Here is a 25,900-nt window from a genome sequence, read left to right on the forward strand (position 1 = left end):
GACCTGGGTCACATGTTGATCTTACTGCGCGGGTCCTTTCGGTCGGAAGAGCCGCCGACCCCCTGATCAGCGGCGTTCGGCCAGGGCCAGGATGAACCGGTTGTCGGGGTCGGTCCAGGTGTGGGCGGGGGTGAAGCCGGCTTTGTCGAGTTCGGCGGCGAGGGATTCGGGGCGGAATTTGGCGGAGATCTCGGTCCGCATTTCCTCGCCTGCCGCGAAATCGACGGTCAGGTCGAGTCCGGCGACGGTGGCTTTCATCGCTTCGGTGGCGCGCAGGCGCATTTCGATCCATTCGTTCTCGGCGTCCCAGATGGCGACGTGATCGAATTTCTCGGGGACGAAGTCGGCGTCGAGTCGGCTGTTGAGGACGTGTAGGACATTGCGATTGAATTCCGCGGTGACGCCCGCGGCGTCGTCATAAGCGGGGACCAGGATCGCGGGGTCGATGACCAGGCCCGCGCCGAGCAGGAGCAGTTCGCCGGGTTCGAGGACCTCGTTGATGCCTGCCAGGAATTCGGCGCGCTCGGCGGGGACCAGGTTGCCGATGGTGCCGCCGAGGAAGGCGATCATGCGGCGACCGCCCCGGGGCAGGTTGTGCAGGGTGTCGGTGAAGTCGCTGACCACTCCGTGCACGGACAGGTTCGGGTACTCGGTCGCGATCTCGGCGGCCGCACCGCGCAGCGCCGAGGCCGAGACATCCTGCGGAACATAGGTTTTCAGCGAGCCTTCAGCGGTGAGGGCGTCCAGCAGCAGACGGGTCTTAGCGGCCGAGCCGGAGCCGAGCTCCACCAGCACCTCGGCATTGGCCGCCGCGGCGATCTCGCCGACGACCCGCTCGAGGAGGGCTCGCTCGGTGCGGGTCGGGTAGTACTCGGGAAGTCCGGTGATCTGCTCGAAGAGTTCGCTGCCGCGTGCGTCGTAGAACCACTTGGGCGGCAGGGACTTCGGATCGGCGGTCAGACCGGTGCGGGCGTCGGTGCGCAAGGCCGCGGTGAGATCGTCGTCGGTGAGGTGGATGTCCAGCAGCGGCGCGGTCATGAACGGACCCTTTCGGTGGCGGGGAGTTCGAGAGCGGTGATGGTGCAGTGGCCGGGCGTGGCGACGACCAACTGGCGGTCGGTGACGGATTGCCAGCGCGGGTCGGCGTCGTAGGGTTCGGAGGACAACACGGTGTGGTCGTCGGCGACGAGCACCGACAGCGAATGCCAGCAGGTGGTGGCCCACAGCGCAGCGCCGTTGCCGAGCAACAGGTTCAGCCGAGCTGTCGGCTGATGGCGCAGGATGAGCGCGACCAGCAGTTGCACGGCCTCAGCCGGAGAGGTGATCGGCCCCTCCGGGGTGATCGCCCGGAGTAGACCTCGCAGCAGCACCCATAGTGCGGCGGAGTCGGTGAACGCCTCAGCGTGCAGCAGCACTGCGGGCGAGCCGAATGATGTTGCAGGGGAAGCGGGTCGAGCTACAACGGCGGGCGTCGCGGTGGCGAATACTTCGTCGATGTCGGCGAGTACGGCCACGAGGGTTGTTCGCCAGTCGGGGATGACGCCGTTGTGACTGAAGGCCCAGTGTTCGTCGGTGAAGGGGGCGCAGGCGGAGCGCTCCACCGGCATGCCGACGGTGGCCGAGCGAACAGCGGCGATCACCGAGCGGGATTCGAGTTGGCCGAGGACCTCGGCGACAGCGGGATCGGTCCAGATCGGGGCCTGGTTGCGGTAGCGGGCAACGGCGTCACGGGCGGCTTCGACGCCGATATCGGCTCGGCGCCACCAGGCGACGCCGAAGCCGTCGGCGTTGATGGTGCCGCCCGCGCGCATATCGGCAGGGGCCCAGGACTGGGCGAACAGCGAGTGCGGGCCGCGCATCACCAGCTCGCCGACGCCCACCGGTGGGCCGACGTAACCGAGGTGTCTACACATCAGCGTTCGTCCTCGCGCAGGTCTCTGGCTAGGCGGAAACCGGCGAAGATCTGTCGGCGGATCGGGTGGTCCCAGTTGCGGAAGGTGGCGCGGCAGGCGACCTCGTCGGTACCGAAGGAGCCGCCGCGCAGGATGCGGTAGTCGCCGCCGAAGAAGACCTCGGAGTACTCGCGGTAGGGGAACGCGCGGAAGCCGGGGTAGGCCTCGAAACCCGAAGAGCACCATTCCCAGACATCGCCGATGAGCTGGTGCACGCCGGTGGCCGACGCGCCGGCCGGGTAGGCGCCGACCTCGGCGGGTTCGAGGTGTTGCTGACCGAGGTTGGCCAGGCCGGCGTCCGGTTGCTCCTCGCCCCACGGATAGCGCCGCGACGCTCCGGTTTCCGGATCGAAGCGCGCCGCTTTCTCCCACTCGGCCTCGGTGGGCAGTCGCTTTCCGGCCCAGCGAGCGAAGGCCTCGGCTTCGAACCAGCACACGTGCACGACCGGCTGATCGAGCCGCAGCGGGGTGCGGACGCCGAACGCTGTGCGCGTCCATCCGTCACCGTCGCGCTCCCAGAACTGCGGCGCGACCAAGCCCGCCTCCTGGCGGTGCGCCCAGCCGCGCTCCGACCAGAGGTCGGCCCGGTCGTAGCCGCCGTCGTCGATGAAGGCGAGGAACTGCCCGTTGGTCACCGGTGCGACATCGATCGCGAACCCGTCGACCTGCACCGGATGGGCTGGGCGTTCGTTGTCCAGCGCCCACGGATCGGCCGACGTACCCATCAGGAATTCGCCTGCGGGAATGACGATCTCGCCGCCGACCCTAATCCGCGCGACCGGCGCGGGCGGGGCCGAGAGCACCGGCGCGCCGATCCGCAATTGGTGGGTGGCCAGCATGGTCTCGTCGTGCTGCTGTTCGTGCTGGGCGATCATGCCGAAGACGAAACCGTTGTCCACCAGCGCAGTACCGACCAAATCACTGGAATCGAGGACATCGAGGACCTTTTCGCGCACCGAGCCGACGTAACCGCGCGCCTGCTCGGGATCCAACAGCGGCAGCGCCGGACGATTGACCCTGGCGTGCTTGAACGCGTCGTAGATCTCATCGATATCGGCGCGCACCGCCTCGCGCCCACCGACATCGCGCACCAGCCACAGTTCTTCCTGATTCCCGATATGTGCCAGATCCCAGACCAGCGGTGACATCAGCGGCGAATGCTGCGCGACGAGATCGGCCTCGTCCACGCTGTCGATGAGCGTGGCGGTGCGGCGGCGAGCACGCGAGAGGACCTCGGCGATCCGGGCGCGCGTGCGGTCGCGGTCACTGTGGTCGGCGGGGACAGAAAGACTCACGAGAGCTCCGAAACAGACTGGTCGACAACGACTTCGGACAGAAGGGCAGCGGCTCGCCCGCGACGGACGATCAGCCGTGAGGTCATCGCGACGAGCCGTTGCGCGCGGAGTCGACCTCGGCGAGCGGACTGCGACCGGACCTACATCGGCGGGCCGAGGCTGCCAGTTCCGCGGCGGCCTCGGGGGTTCGCGCATGAGCGGCGGCCAGGTCGAACACATCCACCGCCGCGCGGCGCAATTGCGGCTCGAGCAATCCACAGCGGGCCGACGTCAACCACTCCCCCGCGGTGGGCGCGGCGAGAGCGGTCGCCTCGGCGACGACGGCGGGGGTCGACAGCAGGGCATCGAACAGGTGGATCGGAGTGGTCCACGCTTCGCCGGGTTGGGTGTCGAGGTAGCGCACCTCGAGGTGACCGGACGGTCGGACCGGAGGGAACAGCGTGGTCAGGTGGTAGTCCAGGTCGGCGCGGGTGGGGCGGCGGCCGACTTCGTCGTCGAGGGCGCCCGACAGCCAGTCGGCGAAGGTGGCGCCGGGAGGCGGGAACCAGTCGGCGTCCTCATCGGCACAGCGCACGCACAGCAGTGGCACGTCGAGGGCCCAGTGCGCGTAGGAGGTGATCGGATCGGCCCAGTCGGCCACCGGGGGTCTGGCGCGGGACGGGTCGAGGCGCAACCAGGTACGCATGCGCTGGGAGGCCCAGTCGCCCGGCGGGACGCCGTGCAGGCGCGGTGAGCAGGCGAAGGCGGCGATCAGGGTGGGGCCGAGCGCGTAGAGGGCGGTCCAGCGGGCCCGTATCTCGGCGGTATCGGCGCCCGCGTCCACACTGACCTGGGTGGCGGCGGTATTGCACATCATCAGCGTGCCGAAGGGGCCGACGCCGTCGAAACGACGTTCCATCGCCGCGTAGCGGGGTAGTCGGAGCAGTCGCTCGGCGGGACGGCCCGCATCGGCGGCGGCGGCGAAGATGCTGATCTCTCGGGCGGCGAGCAGGTCCCGCAAACGGGCCGCGTCAGCGCGCAGATGCTGCGTCAGCGCTGCCGGATCGGCGAACGGTGCGCTGGAAAGTTCGATCTGACCACCGGGTTCGAGGGTGACCAGGCTCCCCCCCGGCAGGGGAACCGCGGCCGAGGCCGGGGCGATGGAGGTCGGTGCGTGCGGCCCGAGGGCCGCTGCCAGCTGGTCGAGCGTGGGGCGTGAACCGGTGGGCCCCGCGGTGAGCCACTCCAGTTCGGCGCCGATCAGCGCAGGTGGTCCGAGCTTGAAACACACGCCGCCGACATAGGCCTCCGCAGCCACCCTGGACGACATTTCGCCCTGGTCGGGGGCGTAATCGGGCCACGATGAGCGTTCCAGAGTGACCGCCATGCCAACCTCCACGTGCTGTGTGCTGCCGGGGAACCTGCGTTTCGCTCATTCCAGAGTAGCGAGCACCACCGACAGGGAAAGTGTCGAAAAGGCCAACGACTCGGGGCGCTATCGTCGTCACCATGCTTGACCTCGCCGCGATCAGAGCCGCCACCTCAGGACTTTCCACCGGTCAGGTCTTCCTCGACAGCGCTGGATCGTCTCTGCCGCCGAAGATCGTCATCGACACCATGATCGCCCATTTACACCGCGAAGCCGAGATCGGTGGCTACCGCGCGGCTAACGAACGCCTCGACGACCTCGCCAAGGTGAAGACCTCGATCGCCACCCTCATCGGCGCCACCCCCGACACCATCGCCCTCAGCGACAGCGCCTCCCGGTCATGGACCGATTTCGCCTACTCGGTACCCCTGCGTCCCGGCGACCGCATCCTGATCTCCGGCGCCGACTACGCCAGCAACGCGATCGCCGCGCTACAGCGCGCGAAGCGCACCGGGGCCGTGGTCGAGCGTATTCCCAGCGACGACACCGGACGCCTCGACACCACCGCACTCGCCGACATGCTCGACGAGCGCGTGCGACTGGTGTCGCTCCAGCACGCACCGACCAACGGCGGCCTCGTGAACCCGGTCGCCGAGGCGACCAGGATCGCCCACGAAGCCGGTGCGCTGGTGCTGCTCGACGCCTGCCAGTCGACCGGCCAGCTGCCCATCGACGTCACCGAACTCGGGGTCGACGCCATGTCGAGCACCGGCCGCAAATGGCTGCGCGGGCCCCGCGGCACCGGGTTCCTCTATGTCCGTGCCGAATTGGCGCGAACGATGGAACCGGCCCGCCTCGACCTGCACAGTGCCGAGTGGGTGAGCCCCGGCGAGTATCGCCTCGCCGACGACGCGTCCCGTTTCGAGTTCTGGGAATGCGGCGTAGCCGCCCGTCTCGGCCTCGGCGCGGCCGTCGACTACCTGCTCGAACAAGGCCCCGACGAGGTCTACGCGGCCGTCGCGAACCGCGCCGAGTACCTGCGCAAGAAGCTGCCCGAGCTGCCCGGCGTGACCGTGCGCGACCTGGGTACCGAGCACAGCGGCATCGTGTCGTTCACCGTCGACGGCCACGACCCCGACCAGCTGCGCGACCGCCTGGCCGAGCGCGCGATCACCGTTACCGTCAGCCGCGCGGGCTCCACCCTGCTCGACATGTCGGAGCGCACCCTGCCCGCCGTCCTGCGAGCCTCTCCGCACTGCTTCGTCAGCCCGGAGGATCTCGACCGCTTCGTCACGACGCTGGCCGACCTCAGCCGCTGAGCCTCGCGAGGTGCTCGCGGACGATCCGGTCCGCGAGCACCCGCGGGTCCTGATCGGGGGCAACGATTTCCAGCGTCCGGTTGACGGCGATCGTCGCCAGACCGTGCACATTGGTCCACAGGGCCAGTGCGCGCTGCGGCGCCGACTCCCCCGCCACCGCCGCGACCAGTTCGACCACCTGCCCGTACAGCGGCTGTGTCGTCGCCCGCAGGTTCTCGCCCGAACCCTCCAACAGATCGTGGCGAAACATCAGCGTGAACATCTCGGGCCGCGACACCGCGAAATCCACGTAGTCGACCGCCATCCGACGCAATCGTTCGCGCGGGTCATCGATCGTGGCGAGGACCGCGAACCGCTCGATCAGCTCCCCGAATCCGCGGGCCGCGATCGCCGCGAGCAGGGCCGCGTGGGTGGGAAACCACCGCCGCGGCGCGCCGTGCGAGACGCCGGCGGCCCGCGCGATCGCGCGCAGCCCGAGTGCGCCGACGCCGTCGGTCTCGAGCAGATCGACGCCGACGTCGATCAGGCGCTCGCGCAACGATTCAGGCATACCGGCAATTCTGCACACCAGCTCGGCGGCGTTCGCCGTCGCATGCGTAGACAGTGTCTACTAGTCTTCAGTAGACACTGTCTACTGAAGGGCTGCCCATGTGGTACCTGTTGTGCAAATACGTCCTCATCGGCCCGGCGCTGCGCCTGCTCGGGCGCCCGCACGTCGAAGGACTCGAACACATTCCCCGCACCGGCCCGGTGATCATCGCGGCCAACCACCTGGCCTTCATCGACTCGCTCTACCTGGCCCTGGTGATCCCCCGGCCACTCACCTTCCTCGCGAAGCAGGAGTACTTCACCGGCGCGGGGCTGCGGGGGCGATGCAAGCGCTGGTTCTTCTCGGCCGCGGGCCAGGTACCGGTGGACCGAACCGGCGGCGACGCGGCCGCAGGCGCGCTCGCGGCGGCCACCGCGATCCTCGACGGCGGCGGCGCCTGGGCAATTCACCCGGAGGGCACACGGTCACGGGATGGCAGGGTCTATCGTGGTCGAACCGGGGCGCTGCGCGTTGCCATGGCCACCGGGGCGCCGGTGGTGCCCGTGGTCCTGGACGGTACCGATCGCATGAATCCTCGCGGTCGGAAACTGTTGCGTTTCACCAAGGTACGCATCACCGTCCACCCCGCGAGGCACTATCCCGCAGCAGTTCATCACGCCCAGGTCAGAGCGGCAACAGACCTGCTGATGCGGGAAATTGCCACGTTATCGGGTAGACCATATGTAAACCGCTACGCAGCCACCTTCGCTGGCTAGGGCGCAACAGCAGGGGTGCTGGGGTGTCAGCCCGGGTTAACACGCGCGGGGCGGGGCGGGATTTCTTGTTGGGAGTGCAAAGCACGGCCGTAACCGATCGTTGGCGTAAAGGGAGACCGACGTTGAGCAGGTTCACCGACGAAATGTTTGGCACAGCGCTGACCAGCCCGAAGGGACTGGTCACCGGAGAGCCGGAGGCACCACTGCGGCAGACCTGGGGGGAAATCCATAGGCAGGCACGGCGAATGGCGGGTGGTCTCGCGGCCGCCGGGATCGGGCACGGCGACGCTGTCGGCGTGCTGGCCGGTCTGCCCGTCGACATCGCGCCTGCCTGCCAAGCCATCTGGATGCGCGGCGCTTCGATCACGATGTTGCACCAGCCGACGCCGCGCACCGACCTGGAGGTCTGGGTGCGCGACACCGAAACGGTGCTGCGCATGATCGACGCGAAGGCTGTGGTTCTCGGCGCCCCGTTCGCCGCCGCCGAACCGGTGTTGCGGGAACGCGGGATCGCCGTGGTGCGGATCGAAGACCTGCACGGTGGCCCGGATACCGATCCGGTGCCCACCTCGGAGAGCGATATCGCCCTGCAACAGTTGACCTCCGGGTCGACCGGATCGCCCAAAGCGGTGCGAATAACCCACGGCAACTTCTACGTCAACGCGTACGCGATGTTCAACCGGGTCAAGTTCCAGACCGACGACGACGTGATGATCAGCTGGCTGCCGCTGTTCCACGACATGGGCATGGTGGGCTTCCTCAGCGTGCCCATGCAATTCGGCGCCGAGGTGGTGTGCGTGACACCGCTGGACTTCCTGGCCAGGCCGCTGCTGTGGGCCGAGCTGATCGACAAGTATCGCGGCACCGTCACCGCCGCGCCGAATTTCGCGTACTCCCTGCTGGCACGGCGACTGCGGCAGGCCGAGCCCGGCACGATGGATCTGTCGAGCGTGCGCTACATGTGGAACGGCGCCGAACCGGTCGACCCCGACACCATGACCGCCCTCGCGGCGGCGGGACAACAGTTCGGGCTCAACCCGATGGCGCTCACGCCGGTCTACGGCATGGCCGAGACCACCCTGGCCGTATCGATCCCCGACCCCGGCTACGGGCAGGTGCTCGACGTGATCGACGCCGACCTGCTCGAGGCCGTCGGCAAGGCGGTGCCGGTCGCCGAGGACGGCCACCACGGCACCCCGCGCAGGCTGCCGACGTTGGGGCACCTGGTCGACGACCTGGAGGGCCGCGTCGTCGACGCCGAACGGCAGCCGCTGCCGGTTCGCTCGGTCGGCGTCATCGAATTGCGCGGGCCCGCGGTCACTTCGGGCTATGTCACCGTCGACGGCTTCCGTCCCGCCCAGGATGCCGACGGCTGGCTCGACACCGGTGACATCGGCTACTTCACCGAAGACGGCCTGATGGTGGTGTGCGGGCGCATGAAGGACGTCATCATCATGGGCGGCCGCAATATCTACCCCACCGACATCGAACGAGCCGCCTTGCGGGTATCGGGAGTCCGCCCCGGCAACGCGGTAGCGGTGCGTCTGGACGCCGGTGAGAAACGCGAAAGCTTCGCGGTAGTGGTCGAATCCAACGACTACCAAGACCCCGACGAGGTGAAACGCATCGAGCGAGAGATCGTCCACGAGGTCTTCGCCGAGGTGGGCGCGCGCCCCCGCACGGTAGCCGTCCTCGGACCGGGAGCCCTCCCGAAGACCTCCTCGGGCAAACTCCGCCGCGCCGACACCGCGGTGCATTTGCGGTAGACCAACCCTGGATCCGCCACGACCACACACCCGGCCCCGCACCCGCGACCCCTAGGGAGCGGCGGCCACGAAGTGGCCGGTCGTGGCCGGGTCGCCGGTTAGCCGCCGGGGCGTAGGCGACGAAGGAGCAAGCCCCGGTGGCTAACCGGCGGCCCCTCGGGGCCGCGACTCGAGCGCGCCAGCGCTCCGATAATTCAGTGCAGGTTGTTCTGGGCCGCTTCCAGCCCGACCTTCAACAACAGCTCCACCGCGTCGGCGGCCTGCTCCACGATCACCGGAACCTCTTTGCGCTCCGGCGCGGCGAAGGGCTTGAGCACGTAATCGGCCGGATCCTGCCGACCGGGCGGACGTCCGATCCCGATCCTGGTCCGCAGGTACTCCTTGGTGGTCAACGCCTGCGAGATCGACCGCAATCCGTTGTGTCCACCTTCGCCACCGCCCTGCTTGAGCTTGAGCGTCCCGAACGGCAGATCCAGCTCGTCGTGGACCACGATCACCTGGTCCACCGGCACCGAGAAGAACTTCGCCAGCGCGGCGACCGGCCGCCCGGACAGGTTCATGTAGGTGCGCGGCTTCGCGAGGAGGATCTGGCGTCCGTCCAGTCGCGCCTGGAGCAGGTCGGCACCGGACTTCTTGTGCACGGCAAAACGGCCGCCGATGCGCTCGGCGAGCACATCGGCGACCAGGAAGCCCACATTGTGGCGGGTGCGCTCGTATTCGGGGCCGGGGTTACCCAGTCCGACTACGAGCGCGGGCCCGGAAGATTCGGTCATTGCCCGAATCGTAGTGCGCGGTCTTACTCGGACTCGGGAGCGGTCTCCGCGGTCTCGGTCTCGGCGGCGGCTTCACCCTCGTCGTCCATCTGCGAGGCGGACGGCGCCTCGATCACGTTGACGATCAGCGCTTCCGGGTCACCGGCCAGGGTGACGCCCTCGGGCAGCGCGATGGTGCCGGCCAGGATCTGGGTGCCGGGGGCGATGCCGTCGACCGAGACCTCGATGGTCTCGGGCAGGTTCATCGCGTCGGCCTCGATCGACAGGGTGTTGAGCTCCTGGGTGATCAGGGCGCCGGAGACGGCATCGCCGACGACCACGACGTTGACGTCGGTGGTGACGCGCTCGCCACGCTTGACGATCAGCAGGTCGGCGTGCTCGATGTAGCGACGGATCGGGTGGACGACGACCGACTTGGTCATCGCCAGCTGCGGCTGGCCGTCGATCTGCAGGTTCAGGATGGCGTTGGTGCCGTGCAGACGCAGGATCGCGGCGAACGCCTTGGCGTTCAGCGACAGGTGCTGCGGCTCGGCGTGGTGGCCGTACAGCACGGCGGGCACGTTGCCGTCGCGACGGGTACGGCGAGCGGCGCCCTTACCGAATTCGGTGCGGACGGCGGCTTCGATCAGATTGGCGTCGGACATACTGAATGCGCTCCTACGGCTGGTCATGGGTGACCCAACTCCGGGGTCAAGGTCTACTCGTCGGACGAAAGAACGAACGAGGACGGCCCAAACAAACTCAGCCGAGCCGCGTCGATCACGGTGTGCGCACCAAACGGGCACTCACCCTCGCCGAGACAACCCGCCAACCATACCGCATAGCAATCCGCGATCTAAAACCGCCATGACCGCACTCCGAACCCCGCACCTGCGACCCATAGGGAGCAGCGGGCACAAAGTGGCCGGTCGCGGCCGGGTCGCCGGTTAGCCGCCGGGGCGTACGCGACGAAGGAGCAAGCCCCGGTGGCTAACCGGCGACCCCCAGGGGCCGCGACTCGAGCGCGCCAGCGCTCCAAAAACACAGCGTCAAACCTCCTGGGACTACCGAACAATTGATCCCCCCTGTGACCACCCCTTCAGCCCCTCGTACCCTGGAAAGGCTGCCCCCACCGAAAGGCTCCCCTTTGTCCGAGTCCGGAGAGAACGTCGCCCCCACCCCACGCGGGTTGCCCGCCGAGGTGGCCCGCCGGCGCACGTTCGCCGTGATCTCGCACCCCGACGCGGGTAAGTCGACGCTCACCGAAGCACTGGCGCTGCACGCGCGGATGATTTCCGAGGCGGGCGCGATCCACGGTAAGGCCGGTCGCAAGTCGACGGTGTCGGACTGGATGGAGATGGAGAAGGCGCGCGGTATCTCCGTGAGTTCGACCGCGCTGCAGTTCAACTACCGGGCCGCCGGATCCGATATCGACAATGTGATCAACCTGGTCGACACCCCAGGCCACTCCGATTTCTCCGAGGACACCTACCGGGTGCTCACGGCCGTCGACGCCGCGGTGATGCTGATCGACGCGGCCAAGGGCCTGGAACCGCAGACGCTCAAGCTGTTCCAGGTGTGTCGCCACCGCGGCATCCCGGTGATCACCGTCATCAACAAATGGGACCGACCGGGTCAGGCCCCGCTGGAATTGCTCGACGAGATCAGCGAGCGGATCGGCCTCACGCCCACTCCCCTGTTCCTGCCGGTCGGCATCGCGGGCGATTTCCGTGGCCTGCTGCGCCGTGGGCCCGAGGGCGAGGCGAGCGAGTACATCCACTTCACCCGCACCGCCGGTGGCGCGACCATCGCCCCCGAGGAATACCTGAATTCCACCGAGGCCGAAGCGCGCGAGGGCGAGGCGTGGACGACCGCGGCCGAGGAGAGCGAACTGCTCTCGGCGACCGGACAGGACCACGATCAGGAGATGTTCCTGGCAGGCCAGACCTCGCCGGTGATCTACGCCTCGGCCATGCTGAATTTCGGTGTGCGCCAACTGCTGGAGACGCTGGTGGAACTGGCGCCCGCGCCCGGCTCGCGTGCCGATGTGACGGGCAAGGAACGCACGACCGGTGACCCGTTCAGCGCGGTGGTGTTCAAGGTGCAGGCGGGGATGGATACCGCCCACCGCGACCGGCTGGCGTTCATGCGGATCGTGTCCGGGGAGTTCGAACGCGGCATGGTGGTGACTCACGCGCAGACCGGTCGCCCGTTCGCCACCAAGTACGCGCTGACGGTCTTCGGCCGCGAGCGCACCACGGTCGACACCGCCTATCCCGGCGATGTGGTCGGCCTGGTCAACGCCACCGCGCTCGCACCGGGCCACACGCTGTTCGTCGAGAAGAAGGTGGAGTACCCGCCGATCCCGAGCTTCGCGCCCGAACATTTCGCGACGCTGCGCGCGCAGAGCGCGGGCAAGTACAAGCAGTTCCGCAAGGCCATCGACCAGCTCGATTCCGAGGGCGTGGTGCAGGTGCTGCGCAACGACGCCCGCGGTGACGCCACCCCGGTGCTCGCCGCGGTCGGTCCGATGCAGTTCGAGGTCGTCACCGCCCGGATGCAGGGCGAGTTCAACGTCGAGACGCAGCTGGACTTCCTCCCCTTCACGCTGGCCCGGCGCACCGACGCGGAGTCGGCGCCCGAGCTGGATCGCCAGCGCGGCGTCGAGGTGTTCACCCGCACCGACGGCGTGATCCTGGCGCTGTTCAGCGACAAGTGGCGGCTGCAGTACATCGAGAAGGAACACCCGAAGCTCACGCTGGAACCGCTGGTCGCGACCGCGGACTAGGGCTGTCTGGGTCGGCCGCTACGCGGCCGGTCCCGGATTGCGTTCCACCGAGGAGATGTGATTCTCCTGCGCGATCATTCCCCAGCGGCTCGCGGTGAGACGCAGGCTCGGCAGGTCGCTGAGCGAGAGCACCACCTCGTAGGTGCGCTCGTATCCGGTGTGCGAGATACGCCAATGTCCGTCGTCGCAGCGCACATAGCTGTCGGTGTAGAACGCGGCGCCGCGCAGGCACATGTTGTGTTCGGGGATGATCACCGTGTCGGCCAGGTACCACGTACCGCTGGCGGTGTCACCGTCGACATCGACCTCGGGGTGGTCGCAGCGGTGCTCGGTGATCACGTGCGGCCCCAGGGTGTTGCGCAGGAAGGCCAGGAAGGCCTCGCGGGACTCGAACTGGAGGTATTCGCTGTAGGTGGCGGTGGCCTCGGGGATCATCGTGTCGGCGAACTCGTCCCACGACTTGGTGTCGAGGCTGCGCAGGTAGCGGTACTTCAGCCTGCTGATCGCGATGAGGTCGTCGGGGTGATCCGGCGGGCGCTCGATCGGTACGGGCTGTTCGTCGTCGTCCAGCTGCTCTGACGCCATCCATGCCTCCCCCGAGTTCGACCCGGCGACCAACGGCGTGTCATCTCCGGGCAGTAACGGCGTAGGGCCTGTCCACGCGGCCGCGACAGGTTCGTCGACGTGCACGTTCGGAGATTCCGGACCCTGCTCCATCTCTCCACGATCCCACCGGAAACGGCTCGCCGCGCGTTCTGTATCAGATCGCTATCACTGCTGACACCGGAGTGTGACCTCCGGCGCCTGCCGTCCCGGCTGTCTGGGCTACCCGATGGTGAAGCAGGTGCGGCAGAAATCCTCACCGAATTCCGAGAGGCGAAGGCTCTTGCGCACGATCTTGGGCGCACGGCCCGCCTTCTTGAGCGCCTGCTCCACGACGGGCTGCACTTCCAGCACCATGTACCGGCTCAGCACGACCGGATCGTCGGAGGTGAGCGTGAGACCGAGTCGGTTGAGGTTGATCAGGTAGGACCGTGAGCGGTCCGGGTAGCGCACGCCCGCCTGCTCGGGGACCGAGGTCAGATCGCCCTGCACCAGCTCCGAGCCGATGCCGAGCGGTCGGTTGGTACGCACGTCGACGGAAGGTTGCGGACCGTTGAGGGCCATGAACCGCAGGATGCGGGCCTCGTCGGGAGCGACCTCGTCGAGAATGCGGTCGTAGGCCGGGTGCACGTCCTCGGTGAAGTACACGTCGGCCGAGCGGGCCAGCAACGCGTCGCCGCGTCGCCGCAGGTCATCGGTGGTGGCCGACTGCAGGTACGGGCCGACCGTGATGGCCTGCTGCGATGCCCCGTTGGGCGTCGGCACATAGCTGACGATCTCGCGCACCGACCCCTCGGTGACGCCGAGTGCGCTGCGGGCGATGGAGCGCAGGGCATTGCCGGTGCGCTCGGCGATATCGGCGGAGGATTCGCCGTCCAGCGCCGCCTGCGCCAGTTCCTTGGTGACCTCGTAGGTGGTGCCCACAGCCCACTGGCTGCCGCGCACGGCGGTACCGGCGGCCAATCCGGCGGCGCGGAAAACGCCACGGATCAACCGTGCCTCATTACTGATCTGTCGCTGCTCGACATCCGAGCTGCGCTCGACGGCGCGGGTACCGGCACGGGCCAGGTCCTGTCCGGTCCTGTCGTCTGTCACGTCCTACTCCGAAGTCTCGCCATGTGAACAGTCCTGCCACCGCGCCCCCTGTGCGCAAGTTTGTGGGCTGTCACCAAATGTGGTGGTGGTCATTGTTCCGACTTGCAAGGGTGAGTACGGCATTCGGGACAGGTTCTGTGACTGATGTCTCAGACACTACCCTGTGGTCTGACGCACGACGAATGGACCCAGTTCCTCAACTCACAGTAGGGTCACCTCGCCGCGGGGGTGATAAATTTTGGTTCTCGGTGAGGCGGTGGTCACCGGGTATCGGCAGGAGGGCGTGTCGTGTTGGAGAGTGTGTTCGGGTTACACCCGACACTCCTGCTAGAAATTGTGACCATTCCTCTTTTCACAGGAATTATCGGCTACATAACCAACTGGTCCGGCATTCTCATGCTGTTCCAGCCGATTCAATTCCATGGAGTCCGACTGCCCGGTTTGCGCGCGGTCTTCCCTTTTCTGCCCAAGCGGATCCAGGTATTGCCGCTGCTCAGCTATGACGGCCGGATCGGCTGGCAGGGCATCGTGCCCTCGCGCGCCGACAAGATGGCCAGCATCGCGGTCGACAAGGGGCTGTCCAAGCTGGGCAGCGTCGCCGACTTCTATCGCGAGCTCGACCCGGAGAAGCTGGCCGAACATCTGGCCGAGGTGGCCGACGCGCAGATCCGCGACATCGTCGAGGTGATCCTGCGCCGCGAACACCCGCAGCTCTGGTACAACCTGCCCGTTCAGGTCAGGGAGATGATCCATCAGCGGGTGCGCTCGCAACTGCCCGAGATCCTGCGCGATCTCACCATGGAGCTCGGCGCCAATATCGACCAGCTGCTCGACGTGAAGCAGATGGTGATCCGCTACTTCCAGGCCCGACCGCAATTGCTCAACCAGCTGTTCCAGGTGCTCGGCGCCAAGGAGCTGCGGTTCATGCAGAATTTCGGCTTCTACTTCGGCGCGCCCTGCGGGCTGCTACTGGTGCTGGTGCTGCACACCACCGGGCTCTCGGCACTGGTCGTGCTGCCGGTCGGCGGGATCATCATCGGCTGGGTGGTGAACTGGATCGGGATCAATATGATCTTCGCGCCCGCCACGCCGAAGTGGTGGTGCCCGTGGCGGCAGGGTCTGCTGATCAAGCGCCAGCCCGAAATCACCGCGGGGTACGCGGCATTGGTGTCCACCGAGGTCGTCACCGTGGCCAATATCGGCGACGAACTGCTCAACGGCCCGCGCTCGGACCGCACCCTGCAGATGCTGGAGGACACCCTGCGCCCGGCCGCCGACCGTGCGCTCGGGCCCGCGCGGCCTGCGGTGAAATTCATGCTCGGCAGCCGCGAGTACGACACGCTGCAAACAACTCTCACCACGCAGGCCATGACGATCGCGCCGATGGCGTTCGCCGACCCGGCGTTCAACGCTCAGCAGAGCAGGCAGGTCAACGATTACATCGCCCGGCAAATGTCCGCACTTTCGCCCCATGACTTCGTGGACATGCTGCGCTCGGCGATCAAACAGGACGAATGGTTACTTTTCGTCCATGGCGGTGTGCTGGGACTGCTTGCCGGATACGCTCACATCCTGGTCTTCGGAACAGGAGTAGCGACGACATGGATGTAGACGACGGGACCCCGTCCACCGACATGGTGCGACGACCGGTACCGCCGCTAGAGGCATCAGGCGACAAGCGTGGCCTGCTGCCTGTCTCACCGGTGCGCACCGTTCGCGCGGCGACCGGCGTGGCACGGGTCGCGTTGACCGCGGCCTCGGGGATGACGCTGTGGACCCTGGACACCGCGCTCGGGGTGACCGTCACGGTGGTGCGCGGCAGCATGGCGGGCAACCCGCCCAACGAGGTGCTCGCCGAAGCGGAAACCGCAGTACGCGACCGGCTTCGGCACGCGCTCGGCCTGCCGACGGGCGCCGACCACCGCGGTGACGACGGCGCGCCGACCCTGCGCGAGCAGGGCGCCGAACTGCTTCGCCTGTCCGCCAGCACGCATGCCGCACAGCCCGACACCCATCCGGCCTATCCCGGCATCCTCGCCGAGATCACGCCGGACGAGGCACGGATTCTGCGATTCCTGCACGTCGACGGGCCGCAACCGGCCATCGATGTGCGCACCGGCCGTCAGCGGGCGTTCGGTGGCGAGCGGTTGATCAGCGGACTCACCATGCTGGGTGAGCATGCGGGCCTGCGGTTTCCGAACCGGGTGCCGCAATACCTGCCCAACCTGCGCAGGCTCGGGCTCATCGAGTACACCCGCGACCCCGTCGGCAACCCGCACCGCTACCAGGTCATCGAGGCCCAGGAGCAGGTGCGGGAAGCGTTGCGGCGCCCCGGTTTCGGCACGAAGGTGACCTACCGCAGCATCCTGCTCACCGAATTCGGCGCCGACTTCGTCCAGACCTGTTTACCCGTCGTGATCAACGACGGTCGCGAGACCGCGACCTAGCTCTCGCCGAGCTCCGCCAGTTCCATCCAGCGTTCTTCCGCTGCTTCCTTTTCGGCGACGACTTCCTTGAGTTCGGCTCCCAGCTTGATCAGCTTGTCGGGATCCGTCGCGGCGTCGGCCAGCGCCTTGTGGAGTTTCTGTTCGCGCTCGTCGAGCTTGGCGATACTGCGTTCGACCTTCGACAGCTCCTTGCGGGCGGCGCGGCGATCGGACGAATCCGTCGAGGTGCCACCGGTCTTCGCGGTGAGCGGCTTGGCGTTGCCCGCCATGGCGGCGCGCTTGGCGAGGTAGGAGTCGATGCCACCGGGCAGGTTGGTGAGTTTGCCGTCGCCGAACAGGGCCCAGGTGGAGTCGCAGATGCGCTCGACCAGGTAGCGGTCGTGGCTGATGACCACCAGCGTGCCCGCCCAGTTGTCGAGCAGGTCTTCGAGCTGCTGCAGGGTGTCGATGTCGAGGTCGTTGGTCGGCTCGTCGAGCAGCAGGACGTTCGGTTCGGCCATCAGAATGCGGGTCAGTTGCAGGCGACGGCGTTCACCACCGGACAGGTCGCCGACCGGGGTGCGCTGGCGGGCCGGGGTGAACCCGAGCCGTTCGGCGAGCTGGCCGGCCGAGATCTCCTTGTCGCCGAGCATGATTCGCTGCGCGACCTGCTGCACGGCCTCGAGCACCCGCATATCGGTGGGCAGGTCGTCGAGTTCCTGACGCAACCAGCCGATCTGCACGGTCTGGCCCTGGATCCGCTTGCCCTTGGCGGGTTCGGTCTCCCCGGCCAGCGCGCGCAACAACGTGGTCTTGCCCGACCCGTTGACACCGACCAAACCGACCCGCTCGCCCGGCGCGAGTCGCCAGGTGAGGTCGTCGACCAGCACACGACCGTCGGGGGTGGCGAGCGCGACATCTTCGAGTTCGATCACCACGCGGCCGAGGCGCTTGCGCGCGAACGCGGCCAGCGAGACCGAGTCGCGCGGCGCGGGCACATCGGCGATCAGCGCCTCGGCGGCCTCGACGCGGTAGCGCGGCTTGGAGGTGCGGGCCTTGGCGCCGCGGCGCAGCCAGGCCAGTTCCTTGCGGGCCAGGTTCTGCCGACGCGATTCCGAGGCGTCGGCCTGACGCGCGCGTTCGGCGCGGGCGAAGATCCAGTCGCCGTAGCCGCCCTCGTAGACCTCCACCTTGCCGCCGACGACCTCCCAGGTGCGGTTGGCGACGGTGTCGAGGAACCAGCGATCGTGGGTGACGACGACGAGTGCGGTGCGTCGGGCGACCAGGTGTTCGGCCAGCCACTGCACCCCCTCGATGTCGAGGTGGTTGGTCGGCTCGTCGAGGACCAGCAGGTCCAGGTCGCGCACCAGCGCCGCGGCCAGGGCGACGCGGCGGCGTTCGCCACCGGAGAGGTTGGTGACCAGGGTGTCGAGCCCGAGATCGGCGATGCCGATGCCCTCGAGGATCGAGCGCACGCGCGAATCGGCGGCCCATTGATGGTCGGCGATGTCGACGGTGGACAGATCATCGGAGAGCCCGGCGAACACGATCGAACCGATGCTCGCGCCCTCCGGCAGCACGCCACGCTGGGTGACCACGGCCATCCGCAGCCCACCCACCCGGCTCACCCGGCCCTTGTCGGGCGGTTCCAGTCCGGTCAGGACCTCGAGCAGCGTGGTCTTACCGCCACCGTTGAGGCCCACCACCCCGATCCGTTCCCCCGCGTGAATTCCGAGGGAGACGTCATCCAGCAGCGGCTTGACGCCGAAGCTCTTGGAGACCTGTTCCAGGTTGATCAGGTTGGACATAGATGTAGCCTGTTCCGCCTCCCCGCGACTTCTGGCCAGACTCAGGCGCGGGGAGGCGGTGCGTCGGCGGCCTACGTTGGATTGCTGGATCAGTGGGCCCGTCCCCGGCGAAGTTACCCATGTCCATACAAGATCTGTTGCCTGTGATCATAGAGGACCGGCCGTTGGCCGCTCTGGCCCCTGCCGCGGCGGCCGTGTCCGTCAGCGGTTGGGCTGCGTCTCACTGTCGAGCACACGCGCTCCCGAAACCGGTCCACTCGCGGTGCGCACGCTGCGGCACACGCCCGCGCCCGCCAGTTCGGCGGCGACACCGATCGCGACTTCCTCGGATTCGCAGAGGAAGGCGCAGGTGGGGCCCGAACCCGAGACCAGGCCGGCCAACGCGCCCGCGCCGACGCCCGCGCGCAGGGTGCGGCGCAGTTCCGGTTTCAGCGAGAGGGCCGCGGCCTGCAGGTCGTTGCCGAGCAGCGGCGCGAGGGTGTGCGGGTCGCCCGCGGCCAGTGCCTGCATGAGTTTCTGGGGGTCGCCGAGACGCGGCGGCTCACCTTCGGCGCGGAGGCGGTCGAGTTCACGGAAGACCGAAGGGGTGGACAGGCCCTCCTTGGCCAACGCGAGGACCCAGTGAAAGGTATTGCGCGACAGCACCGGAAGCAGGCGTTCGCCGCGACCGGTGCCCAGCGCGGTGCCGCCGTGCAGCGCGAACGGGACGTCGCTGCCGAGTTCGGCGGCGATCGTGGACAGTTCGTCGCGGGTCAGGCCGAGGTCCCACAGCTCGTTCAGCCCGACCAGGGTCGCGGCCGCGTCGGCACTACCGCCCGCCATGCCACCGGCCACCGGGATGCCCTTGGTGATGGCGATCTCGACCAGCGGGGCACGGCCTGCCAGGTGCGCCAGGCGGACCGCGGCCTTCCAGACCAGGTTGGTGCGGTCGGTGGGCACCTCGGCGGCGCCTTCGCCGGTGACCCGCACGGCGAGCGAGGCCGACGGGGCCAAGCGGAGGTCGTCGGCGAGGGACAATGCCTGGAAGACGGTGGTCAGGTCGTGGTATCCATCCGGACGCAGATCAGCGACTCCGAGATGCAGGTTCACCTTCGACGGAGCTCGCACGACGACCGGGCTGGGCACAACTGACAGCACGATCACCAAGCGTAATAGGTTCGGCCGACTAGTACGCACGTCGAACACCCGCCGCTCGAACAAGGGGTTGCGCAAGGTACCCATGGGGGGTATGTTCGTCCGTGTCGGGGACATACCCCTGGACCGTATGTTCGAAGCGAAGGAGTCGGCCATGGCCACCACCACTTACACCGTCACGGGGATGACCTGCGGACATTGCGCGAGCTCGGTCAAGCAGGAGATCGGCAAGATCGACGGCGTCACCAGTGTGGATGTCGACCTCGCCAGCGGTGTCGTTCGCGTGGACAGCGCGGGCGAACTGGCCGATACCGAGGTGGCCGCCGCGGTGGACGAAGCGGGCTACGCGCTCAGCGCCTGATTTCCGCGCCGCCGGTGCACGGCTGACCAGCCGTTCACCGGCGGTTCACCCCTGTCGCGCAGCCCGACGAATCATCCACAATGTCATCCACATCCATCCCCAGACGTGGTGAGACACGAATTCCGGGGTGCGACCGGGAACGCCACCCGCCGACCATGATCAACTCCGGACACGGCGAAAACAGGTTATCCACAAGTGCTTTCACAGGGACCGCCCGACCCATGTCGATGAACGGCCGGTGTACTGCGGGTTCCCCTGCGAGAAACCACGATTCGCGGACCTAAGTCGTCGCCGCCAACCGGACGAACGCCGCGGTTTCGAGGGTCTCCCCCCGTGCCGTCGGATCGATACCCGCGGCGACGAGCCTGCGCTCGGCTTCGACGGGCGAGCCCGCCCATCCGGACAGCGCTGCCCGCAAGGTCTTTCGCCGCTGCGCGAACGCCGCGTCGATCACCTCGAACACCCGGCGGCGATGCGCCTCGTCCATCGGCCACGGTGGTTCGACATAGCGGTCGATGCGCACCAGCCCCGATTCGACCCGCGGCACCGGCCAGAAGACCTGCGTCCCCACATGACCCGCGCGACGAACCTTGCCGAAGAAACCCGCCTTGACGCTCGGCACCCCGTACACCCGATTACCGGGCTCGGCGGCCAGCCGGTCGGCCACCTCGGCCTGGACCATCACCAGCGACACCATGATGCTCGGCAACGTCGCGAGCAGGTGCAACAGCACGGGCACGGCCACGTTGTACGGCAGGTTCGCCACCAGCGCGGTCGGCACGGCGGGCAACTGCTCCGGGCGCACCCGCAGCGCGTCGGCCTCGACCACCCGCAGACGCTCGACCAGACCGGGCGCGCGATCGGCGACGGTTTCGGGCAGGTAGTTGGCCAGCACGGGGTCGATTTCGACGGCGACCACCTGATCGACCACGTCGAGCAGCGCCAACGTCAGCGAGCCGAGACCGGGACCGACCTCGAGCACGGTGTCGCCCGCACCGACACCGGCCGCGGACACGATGCGACGCACGGTATTGCCGTCGTGCACGAAGTTCTGTCCGAGTTGCTTGGTGGGTCGGACGCCGAAACGTTCGGCCAGCGTCCGGACCTCGACGGGACCGAGCAGTGCGGCACGGCTACCTCGAGCGGAATTCTCTGGTTCGGACACCGCTAGAACCTACCAACCTCGCCGATGAGGCAGCTCAGCGCTGTGTCGGGGCGGCGTTGACGCGCGCGAGGAAACCGTCGATGGCGGCGAGCTGCTCGGGCGAGACCGAGCCGTGCTGGCCGGTGCCGGTGACCACCTGCTGATCGACGCCGTTGGCCGCGAGCTGGGCGACCAGCGCCGCGTGCAGTGGGGACGGCACGACCGTGTCGGTGACGTTCATCGTCAGCAGGATCGGGGCGTCGTAGCCGCTGGTCGGCAGCATCATGTAGGCCGCGAGCGGCTCACGCAGCGGGGCGAGCGGGCGCGCCAGGAAATCGGCCGAGGTCACGCCCTTGGTCGCGACGAGAATCTCGTCGAGGCACTGGGTGCCCGCGTCGTCGACGAGCGCCTTGCCGCGCTCCGTCAGATAGGAGTCCACATCGAGTTCCGGGTGCGTGGCGCGCAGCCCGGCCAGGATGCTGACGACGAACGACGTGGTGCCCGAAAGTCCGGGTGCCGAGGGGATGTCCGGCCCGAGCAACGGCAGGATCTTCTCCACATCGGAGGCGGCGTCGATGGCGGCGGTACCGCGGAAGTCCAACTCGGGAGCGTATTCGGCCTGCACGTGCGCCGCGCTCAGCGCCGCGTGACCGCCCTGGGAGGTGCCCGCCGCGGTCCAGGTCCGCGACAGTTCAGGGCTGGCGGCACGAGCCGCGCGAACCAGGTCGATCGTCGCGGTCGCCTCGCTGCGCACTTCCAGATACGGGTGCGGGCCGGTGTCGAAGCGGCCGAGGCCGAGGTAGTCGGGGGTGACCACGGCGAAGCCCTGGTCGACGAACCGCTTGATCAGCCGGTCCTCGGACGCGCGGTGCAGCGGCAGCGGCGCGAGCTCCGGGTCGGCCTGACCGCCGCACCCCGGGCCGGAGCCGGAAGTACCGTGGGCATAGGCCACGATCGGCCAACCACCGGCCGGGGCTTCGCCTTCGGGGAGGAACATCGCGCCGCTGGCCGGGCGCTGGGCGCCCGCCGAGTCGGTCATCCAGTATTCGACCGAGGAGCCCCTGTCGAGCCCGTGCCAGCCCGCGGGCTCGGCCTGCACCGAGATGAGTGAACCGGGGGTCTCGGCCGTTGCCGGGGTGAAGCCGGCGGCCGTGACAGCGCTCGCGGCCAGCGCGGCGACAACGGTCGCCCGAATCGGGTTCTTCAGCACAGTTCGGTCTCTCTACCAGGCGATCAAGATTTTGGACGAGTGTACAGATCAACGATCGTCGGGACCCCGAATGACAGAGAACCCTTAACCCGCGACGACCCGACCCAAGAACTCGTCGATCGCGGCCCACATCGCCGGATTCAGCTCGCAGTGACTGCCTGTCCCGACCACCGGTGTGTAGTCCACGCCGCCCGCGGTGAACTGCGCGGCCAGCGCCGCGTGGAGCGGCGAGGGCACCGTGCGGTCGGTGGCGTTGACCAGCAGCAGGATCGGCGCGTCGTACCCACTGGTCGGGACGGTCATGTAGTCGGCCATCACCGAGCGCAACGGCTCGTCTCCGAGCGAGCGGCTGAGCATCTCGCCCAGCGTGAGATCGGCGACCCGGTCGTCGATGGCGTCGGAGCACAGGGCGCCGATCTCGTCGACGACCTGGCGGCCGAGCGGGCTCAGGTAGCTGTCGACCTGCGCGTCCGGGCGAGCGGCTCGCAGTCCGGCCAGGATGCTGGCCGAGAACCCCAGGATTCCGCCGCTGAGGCGATCGGGGTTGCCCGGCCCGAGCAGCGTGGCCACCTTCTCCACGTCCGACTCCGGGTCGATCGCGATGGTGCCGCGGAAGTCCAGCTCCGGCGCGTAACTCACCTGCCGATGCGCGGTGCCGAGCGCGGCCTGCCCACCCTGCGACATTCCCGTCGCCACCCAGACCGGCGACAGATCATCACGCACGGCATGCGCGGCCCGGAGCATATCGATCGTGGCAGTGGCCTCGGTGTCGATCCCGAGGTACGGATGCGGACCGGTGTCGAACCGGCCGAGACCCAGATAATCCGGCGCGACGACAGCGAACCCGTTCGACACCAGATGCCGCAGGAAAACGTCCTGGCCCGCTTGCGCTTGCGGCCACGGCGCACCCGCCGGATCCGACTGCCCGCCACAGCCCGCGCCCAGTCCTGTGGTCCCGTGGTCGTAGGTGGCGACCGGCCAACCACCCGCGGGCGCGACCCCGGTCGGCAGATACAGCGCGCCACTCGCGGGCTGCGGCACACCGCCCACGCCCCGTGTCCAGTAGTCGATGACCTGGGCCCCCGACATTCCATGGAACCCGTCGCCCTGCGGAACAACCGCGATCACCGTTCCCGGCGCGTTCGCGTGCGCCACCGTCACCGGCGCGCACACCCCGACCCCCGCCGACAGCACCACCGTGGCAATCGCACGCCACCAGGCCGAAACCGTAGACATCCCAACCACCCGTCGACTCGTTCAACGACCCGACCCCACCGCACGAGCACAGCAGACCCGGCGAAACGAGAGCACTGTACCGGCGGTTCCGCCTCTCCGGGTATTCAGCGTGCCGTCCGGGAGCTCGATTGCTAGTTCTCGGCCTTGCGTCAGGTGCGCACCGGATGGGAGGTGGCTGGGGAGTTACCCATGTTCTTGCGAAATCAGCTGATTCCCAAGCGTCCGGTGCAAGCAGGCCACGCGCCCCAGCCCTGCCGTGCCCGCGTCACCTCGGCGATCGCGATCTGCTCTTCCCGACTCGCCAGGTCGGCGCGCGGCGCGTACTTCAACCCGCCCTGCCGTTCCCACGTGCTCTGATCGAACTGGATGCCGCCGTAGTAGCCGTTGCCGGTGTTGATCGCCCAGTTCCCCGTCGACTCGCACTTGGCCAGCGCGTCCCACACAGCGCCGTCGCGCACCGGCGGCACCTCGGTGCCCGGCTTGGCGCCCTTACGAATCGTCTTGGGCTGCGCGGGCGTGATCACATTCGAATTCACCTGCACGCGTGAGGCTTCGGCACCGTTGACCATCCGCACCGCGAACGTCGCCTCGTGCAGACCGGGCATGCCCGGGTTCTCGACCACGGTGCGGCTCATGTTCATGGTCACGTCCTCGATCACCGTTTCGACGGGATCCAGGGGCAGGGTTTCGGTGCGCTGTTCGGTGTGCTGGCGCGTGACGACGACTCGCATGCCCTCGGCGAGCGGCGTCGTCGCGGCGGGCTCGGTGAAGTCCTCGTCCTTCAACGGAACGCCTGCGGCAGTGAGGAATTCACCGATGGTCGCGGCGGCGAGGCGCAGATCGATCGGGGCGGCGCCGCCGTCGACCAGCGAGATATTGCGCGGGGTGTACACGCTCAGCGCCGCGCCGGCGAGAGGCAGCTTCTCGGTGCGGGACGGCAACACGTGGGTGTCGGACGGGATCTGCATCGACGCGAGCGCGTCGCCCGCGGTGGTGCCGGTGGTCCACACCATGCGCTCGACACCGTCGACGGTGACCGTGATCTCGCGGCCACGATTGAAAGTGATCGTGGCGCCGTCGCCGACCTTGGCGCCCGCGGCGGGAATCACCTCGTCGTGTTCGCCGATCTCGTAGCCCGCGTCGGCCAGAATGGCGCGCACATCGCGCGACATCGTCGAGAGCTCGGTCCGTTCGCCGTCGATGACCAGCGCCACCGTCTTGTGGTTCACGATCGCCAGCGAGGCGCCGACGAGAAGAATCAGCAGCATGGCCGCCACCGCTGCGAACAGCAGCGGTGAACGTGACGAGTTGATCCGCGCAAAAGCTGACATGATTACAGGACGATAACGACGAGGTGCGCGGTAGACAACACCAGGCCGCCCGAACAGCGGGATCGTAGATCACAATTCGATATAGACAGCGCTGGTAGATAACAACGTGAGCGCACGAATGTGAGCCGACTCACGTTTAATGTCCAGCCCCCTGCCGAACAGACGAAACGGACTACCGAATCCGATACAGCCTGCGCGCGTTGGCGGTGGTGATCTCGGCCAGCGCCTGCGGGTCCTGTTCGCGCACTTCGGCCAGCGCGCGGACGGTGTACGGCAAGCAGTACGACTCGTTCGGCGCACCGCGATACGGGTGCGGGGTCAGATACGGCGCGTCGGTCTCCACCAGGATCTGGTCGTCGGGCACCAGCTTGGCGGCCTCTCGAAGTTCGTGCGCGTTCTTGAAACTCACGGTGCCGGAGAAGCTCAGCACGTACCCCTCCGCCACGCAGGCCTCGGCCATCGTGGCGTCGGAGGAGAAGCAGTGGAAGATCACCGTGTCCGGCGCGCCCTCGTCGAGCAGCACCGTGAGCAGGTCGTGGTCGGCTTCGCGGTTGTGGATCATCAGCGGTTTGCGCACGCGTTTGGCCAGGTCGATGTGCCAGCGGAAACCCTCGATCTGGGTTTCGACATCGGCGCAGCCGTCGAGCTTGCCCGGCCAGTAGTAGTCGAGGCCGGTCTCACCGACCGCGACCACGCGCGGGTCGGCGGCGAGGTGCTCGAGCTCGGCCTTCGCCGTGTCGTCGAGGGCGTTGGCCCGAGTGGGATGCAACGCGACGGCGGCGTACACCCGCGGATCCCACTGCGCCGCCCGCACGGCCCACTGCGCGGCCGCGAGATCGTCGGCCACGGTCACCACGTGCCCCACACCGGCCGAGGCGGCGCGGTCCACGATGGCCGTGGTCGACGCGGCATCGGTTGCGCCACAGGCATCGAGGTGGGTGTGGGCATCGATCAGGGGCGCGAGCGGCGTCGGAACAGGCGGAGCCGGACGATTCGTATTTGCCACCCGGATTACAGTAATGGGCAT

The 25,900-nt window shown here is 68.0% G+C and carries 23 protein-coding genes; 7 read left to right on the plus strand and 16 right to left on the minus strand.

Annotation, left to right across the window (positions count from 1 at the left end; all coding sequences use genetic code 11):
• Window positions 1-66 precede the first annotated feature (66 nt).
• From egtD to egtA, 4 genes are all read right to left on the minus strand, one after another.
• Window positions 67-1,038, minus strand: coding sequence for an L-histidine N(alpha)-methyltransferase (egtD, locus tag ASD42_RS11520; protein ID WP_056813841.1), 972 nt, complete (start codon window positions 1,036-1,038; stop codon window positions 67-69).
• Window positions 1,035-1,913 (minus strand): class II glutamine amidotransferase, encoded by an 879-nt coding sequence (locus tag ASD42_RS11525; RefSeq protein WP_056813844.1) that lies wholly within the window; start codon window positions 1,911-1,913, stop codon window positions 1,035-1,037. The genes egtD and ASD42_RS11525 overlap by 4 nt, the downstream gene beginning before the upstream one ends.
• Window positions 1,913-3,247, minus strand: coding sequence for an ergothioneine biosynthesis protein EgtB (gene egtB / locus ASD42_RS11530; RefSeq protein WP_056813846.1), 1,335 nt, complete (start codon window positions 3,245-3,247; stop codon window positions 1,913-1,915). The genes ASD42_RS11525 and egtB overlap by 1 nt, the downstream gene beginning before the upstream one ends.
• Window positions 3,248-3,329: 82 nt before the next feature.
• The gene (gene egtA, locus ASD42_RS11535; RefSeq protein ID WP_056816090.1) at window positions 3,330-4,613 is read right to left on the minus strand and encodes an ergothioneine biosynthesis glutamate--cysteine ligase EgtA; all 1,284 of its coding nucleotides are present in this window, start codon (window positions 4,611-4,613) and stop codon (window positions 3,330-3,332) included.
• A gap of 122 nt (window positions 4,614-4,735) precedes the next feature.
• Here egtA and ASD42_RS11540 point away from each other — a divergent pair, with 122 nt between their 5' ends.
• Entirely contained in the window at window positions 4,736-5,914 is a 1,179-nt protein-coding gene (locus tag ASD42_RS11540; RefSeq protein ID WP_056813849.1) for an aminotransferase class V-fold PLP-dependent enzyme, read from the plus strand.
• Here the strand turns inward: ASD42_RS11540 and ASD42_RS11545 are convergent.
• Complete coding sequence (locus tag ASD42_RS11545) at window positions 5,904-6,464, minus strand: TetR/AcrR family transcriptional regulator (RefSeq protein ID WP_056813852.1); 561 nt, start codon at window positions 6,462-6,464, stop codon at window positions 5,904-5,906. The two genes, ASD42_RS11540 and ASD42_RS11545, sit on opposite strands and share 11 nt — an antisense overlap.
• A gap of 98 nt (window positions 6,465-6,562) precedes the next feature.
• Here ASD42_RS11545 and ASD42_RS11550 point away from each other — a divergent pair, with 98 nt between their 5' ends.
• The gene (locus ASD42_RS11550; protein WP_056813855.1) at window positions 6,563-7,219 is read left to right on the plus strand and encodes a lysophospholipid acyltransferase family protein; all 657 of its coding nucleotides are present in this window, start codon (window positions 6,563-6,565) and stop codon (window positions 7,217-7,219) included.
• Between the two features lie 122 nt (window positions 7,220-7,341).
• Window positions 7,342-8,985, plus strand: a complete 1,644-nt coding sequence (locus ASD42_RS11555) for a fatty acyl-AMP ligase (RefSeq protein ID WP_056813857.1) — start codon at window positions 7,342-7,344, stop codon at window positions 8,983-8,985.
• 194 nt (window positions 8,986-9,179) lie between these two features.
• Here the strand turns inward: ASD42_RS11555 and pth are convergent, their stop codons facing one another.
• Together pth and ASD42_RS11565 are read right to left on the minus strand one after the other, a co-directional pair.
• Window positions 9,180-9,758 (minus strand): aminoacyl-tRNA hydrolase, encoded by a 579-nt coding sequence (gene pth / locus ASD42_RS11560; protein ID WP_056813859.1) that lies wholly within the window; start codon window positions 9,756-9,758, stop codon window positions 9,180-9,182.
• Between the two features lie 23 nt (window positions 9,759-9,781).
• Window positions 9,782-10,402 (minus strand): 50S ribosomal protein L25/general stress protein Ctc, encoded by a 621-nt coding sequence (locus tag ASD42_RS11565; protein ID WP_056813862.1) that lies wholly within the window; start codon window positions 10,400-10,402, stop codon window positions 9,782-9,784.
• A 482-nt stretch (window positions 10,403-10,884) separates the two neighbouring features.
• On the opposite strand from ASD42_RS11565, the gene ASD42_RS11570 reads away from it, so the two are divergent.
• Window positions 10,885-12,525, plus strand: coding sequence for a peptide chain release factor 3 (locus ASD42_RS11570; RefSeq protein WP_131816979.1), 1,641 nt, complete (start codon window positions 10,885-10,887; stop codon window positions 12,523-12,525).
• Window positions 12,526-12,543: 18 nt separating this feature from the next.
• Here the strand turns inward: ASD42_RS11570 and ASD42_RS11575 are convergent, their stop codons facing one another.
• Both ASD42_RS11575 and ASD42_RS35235 read right to left on the minus strand, forming a co-directional pair.
• Window positions 12,544-13,110, minus strand: coding sequence for a nuclear transport factor 2 family protein (locus tag ASD42_RS11575; RefSeq protein WP_082843539.1), 567 nt, complete (start codon window positions 13,108-13,110; stop codon window positions 12,544-12,546).
• Between the two features lie 240 nt (window positions 13,111-13,350).
• Complete coding sequence (locus ASD42_RS35235) at window positions 13,351-14,223, minus strand: Abi-alpha family protein (protein ID WP_082843540.1); 873 nt, start codon at window positions 14,221-14,223, stop codon at window positions 13,351-13,353.
• Window positions 14,224-14,619: 396 nt separating this feature from the next.
• Between ASD42_RS35235 and ASD42_RS11585 the strand changes: the two genes are divergently transcribed.
• Entirely contained in the window at window positions 14,620-15,834 is a 1,215-nt protein-coding gene (locus ASD42_RS11585; protein WP_235569380.1) for a hypothetical protein, read from the plus strand.
• Window positions 15,825-16,670, plus strand: coding sequence for an Abi-alpha family protein (locus ASD42_RS11590; protein WP_056813868.1), 846 nt, complete (start codon window positions 15,825-15,827; stop codon window positions 16,668-16,670). Before ASD42_RS11585 ends, ASD42_RS11590 begins: the two co-directional genes overlap by 10 nt.
• On the opposite strand, the gene ASD42_RS11595 is transcribed toward ASD42_RS11590, so the two are convergent.
• On the minus strand, window positions 16,667-18,457 hold the full coding sequence (locus ASD42_RS11595) for an ABC-F family ATP-binding cassette domain-containing protein (protein WP_056813869.1): 1,791 nt from the start codon (window positions 18,455-18,457) through the stop codon (window positions 16,667-16,669). The two genes, ASD42_RS11590 and ASD42_RS11595, sit on opposite strands and share 4 nt — an antisense overlap.
• Before the next feature lie 201 nt (window positions 18,458-18,658).
• Window positions 18,659-19,594, minus strand: a complete 936-nt coding sequence (locus tag ASD42_RS11600; RefSeq protein WP_056816101.1) for a 4-(cytidine 5'-diphospho)-2-C-methyl-D-erythritol kinase — start codon at window positions 19,592-19,594, stop codon at window positions 18,659-18,661.
• A gap of 151 nt (window positions 19,595-19,745) precedes the next feature.
• Between ASD42_RS11600 and ASD42_RS11605 the strand changes: the two genes are divergently transcribed.
• Complete coding sequence (locus ASD42_RS11605) at window positions 19,746-19,952, plus strand: heavy-metal-associated domain-containing protein (protein ID WP_056816104.1); 207 nt, start codon at window positions 19,746-19,748, stop codon at window positions 19,950-19,952.
• Window positions 19,953-20,232: 280 nt separating this feature from the next.
• Here the strand turns inward: ASD42_RS11605 and rsmA are convergent, their stop codons facing one another.
• The 5 genes from rsmA to ASD42_RS11630 all read right to left on the minus strand — a co-directional run bounded on the left by rsmA (window position 20,233) and on the right by ASD42_RS11630 (window position 25,900).
• Window positions 20,233-21,117 carry a 16S rRNA (adenine(1518)-N(6)/adenine(1519)-N(6))-dimethyltransferase RsmA gene (gene rsmA / locus ASD42_RS11610; RefSeq protein WP_056813872.1) on the minus strand — a complete coding sequence of 295 codons (885 nt, stop codon included), beginning with the start codon at window positions 21,115-21,117 and terminating at the stop codon, window positions 20,233-20,235.
• Window positions 21,118-21,151: 34 nt separating this feature from the next.
• Window positions 21,152-22,306 carry a lipase family protein gene (locus tag ASD42_RS11615; RefSeq protein WP_056813876.1) on the minus strand — a complete coding sequence of 385 codons (1,155 nt, stop codon included), beginning with the start codon at window positions 22,304-22,306 and terminating at the stop codon, window positions 21,152-21,154.
• Window positions 22,307-22,390: 84 nt separating this feature from the next.
• Window positions 22,391-23,542 carry an alpha/beta fold hydrolase gene (locus tag ASD42_RS11620; protein ID WP_056813879.1) on the minus strand — a complete coding sequence of 384 codons (1,152 nt, stop codon included), beginning with the start codon at window positions 23,540-23,542 and terminating at the stop codon, window positions 22,391-22,393.
• Window positions 23,543-23,745: 203 nt separating this feature from the next.
• A complete protein-coding gene (locus tag ASD42_RS11625; protein WP_056813882.1) occupies window positions 23,746-24,873 on the minus strand; it encodes a resuscitation-promoting factor in 1,128 nt (375 codons plus the stop codon).
• Between the two features lie 172 nt (window positions 24,874-25,045).
• On the minus strand, window positions 25,046-25,900 hold the full coding sequence (locus ASD42_RS11630) for a TatD family hydrolase (RefSeq protein WP_056813883.1): 855 nt from the start codon (window positions 25,898-25,900) through the stop codon (window positions 25,046-25,048).

Source organism: Nocardia sp. Root136 (genome assembly GCF_001427185.1).
Taxonomy (GTDB): domain Bacteria; phylum Actinomycetota; class Actinomycetes; order Mycobacteriales; family Mycobacteriaceae; genus Nocardia; species Nocardia salmonicida.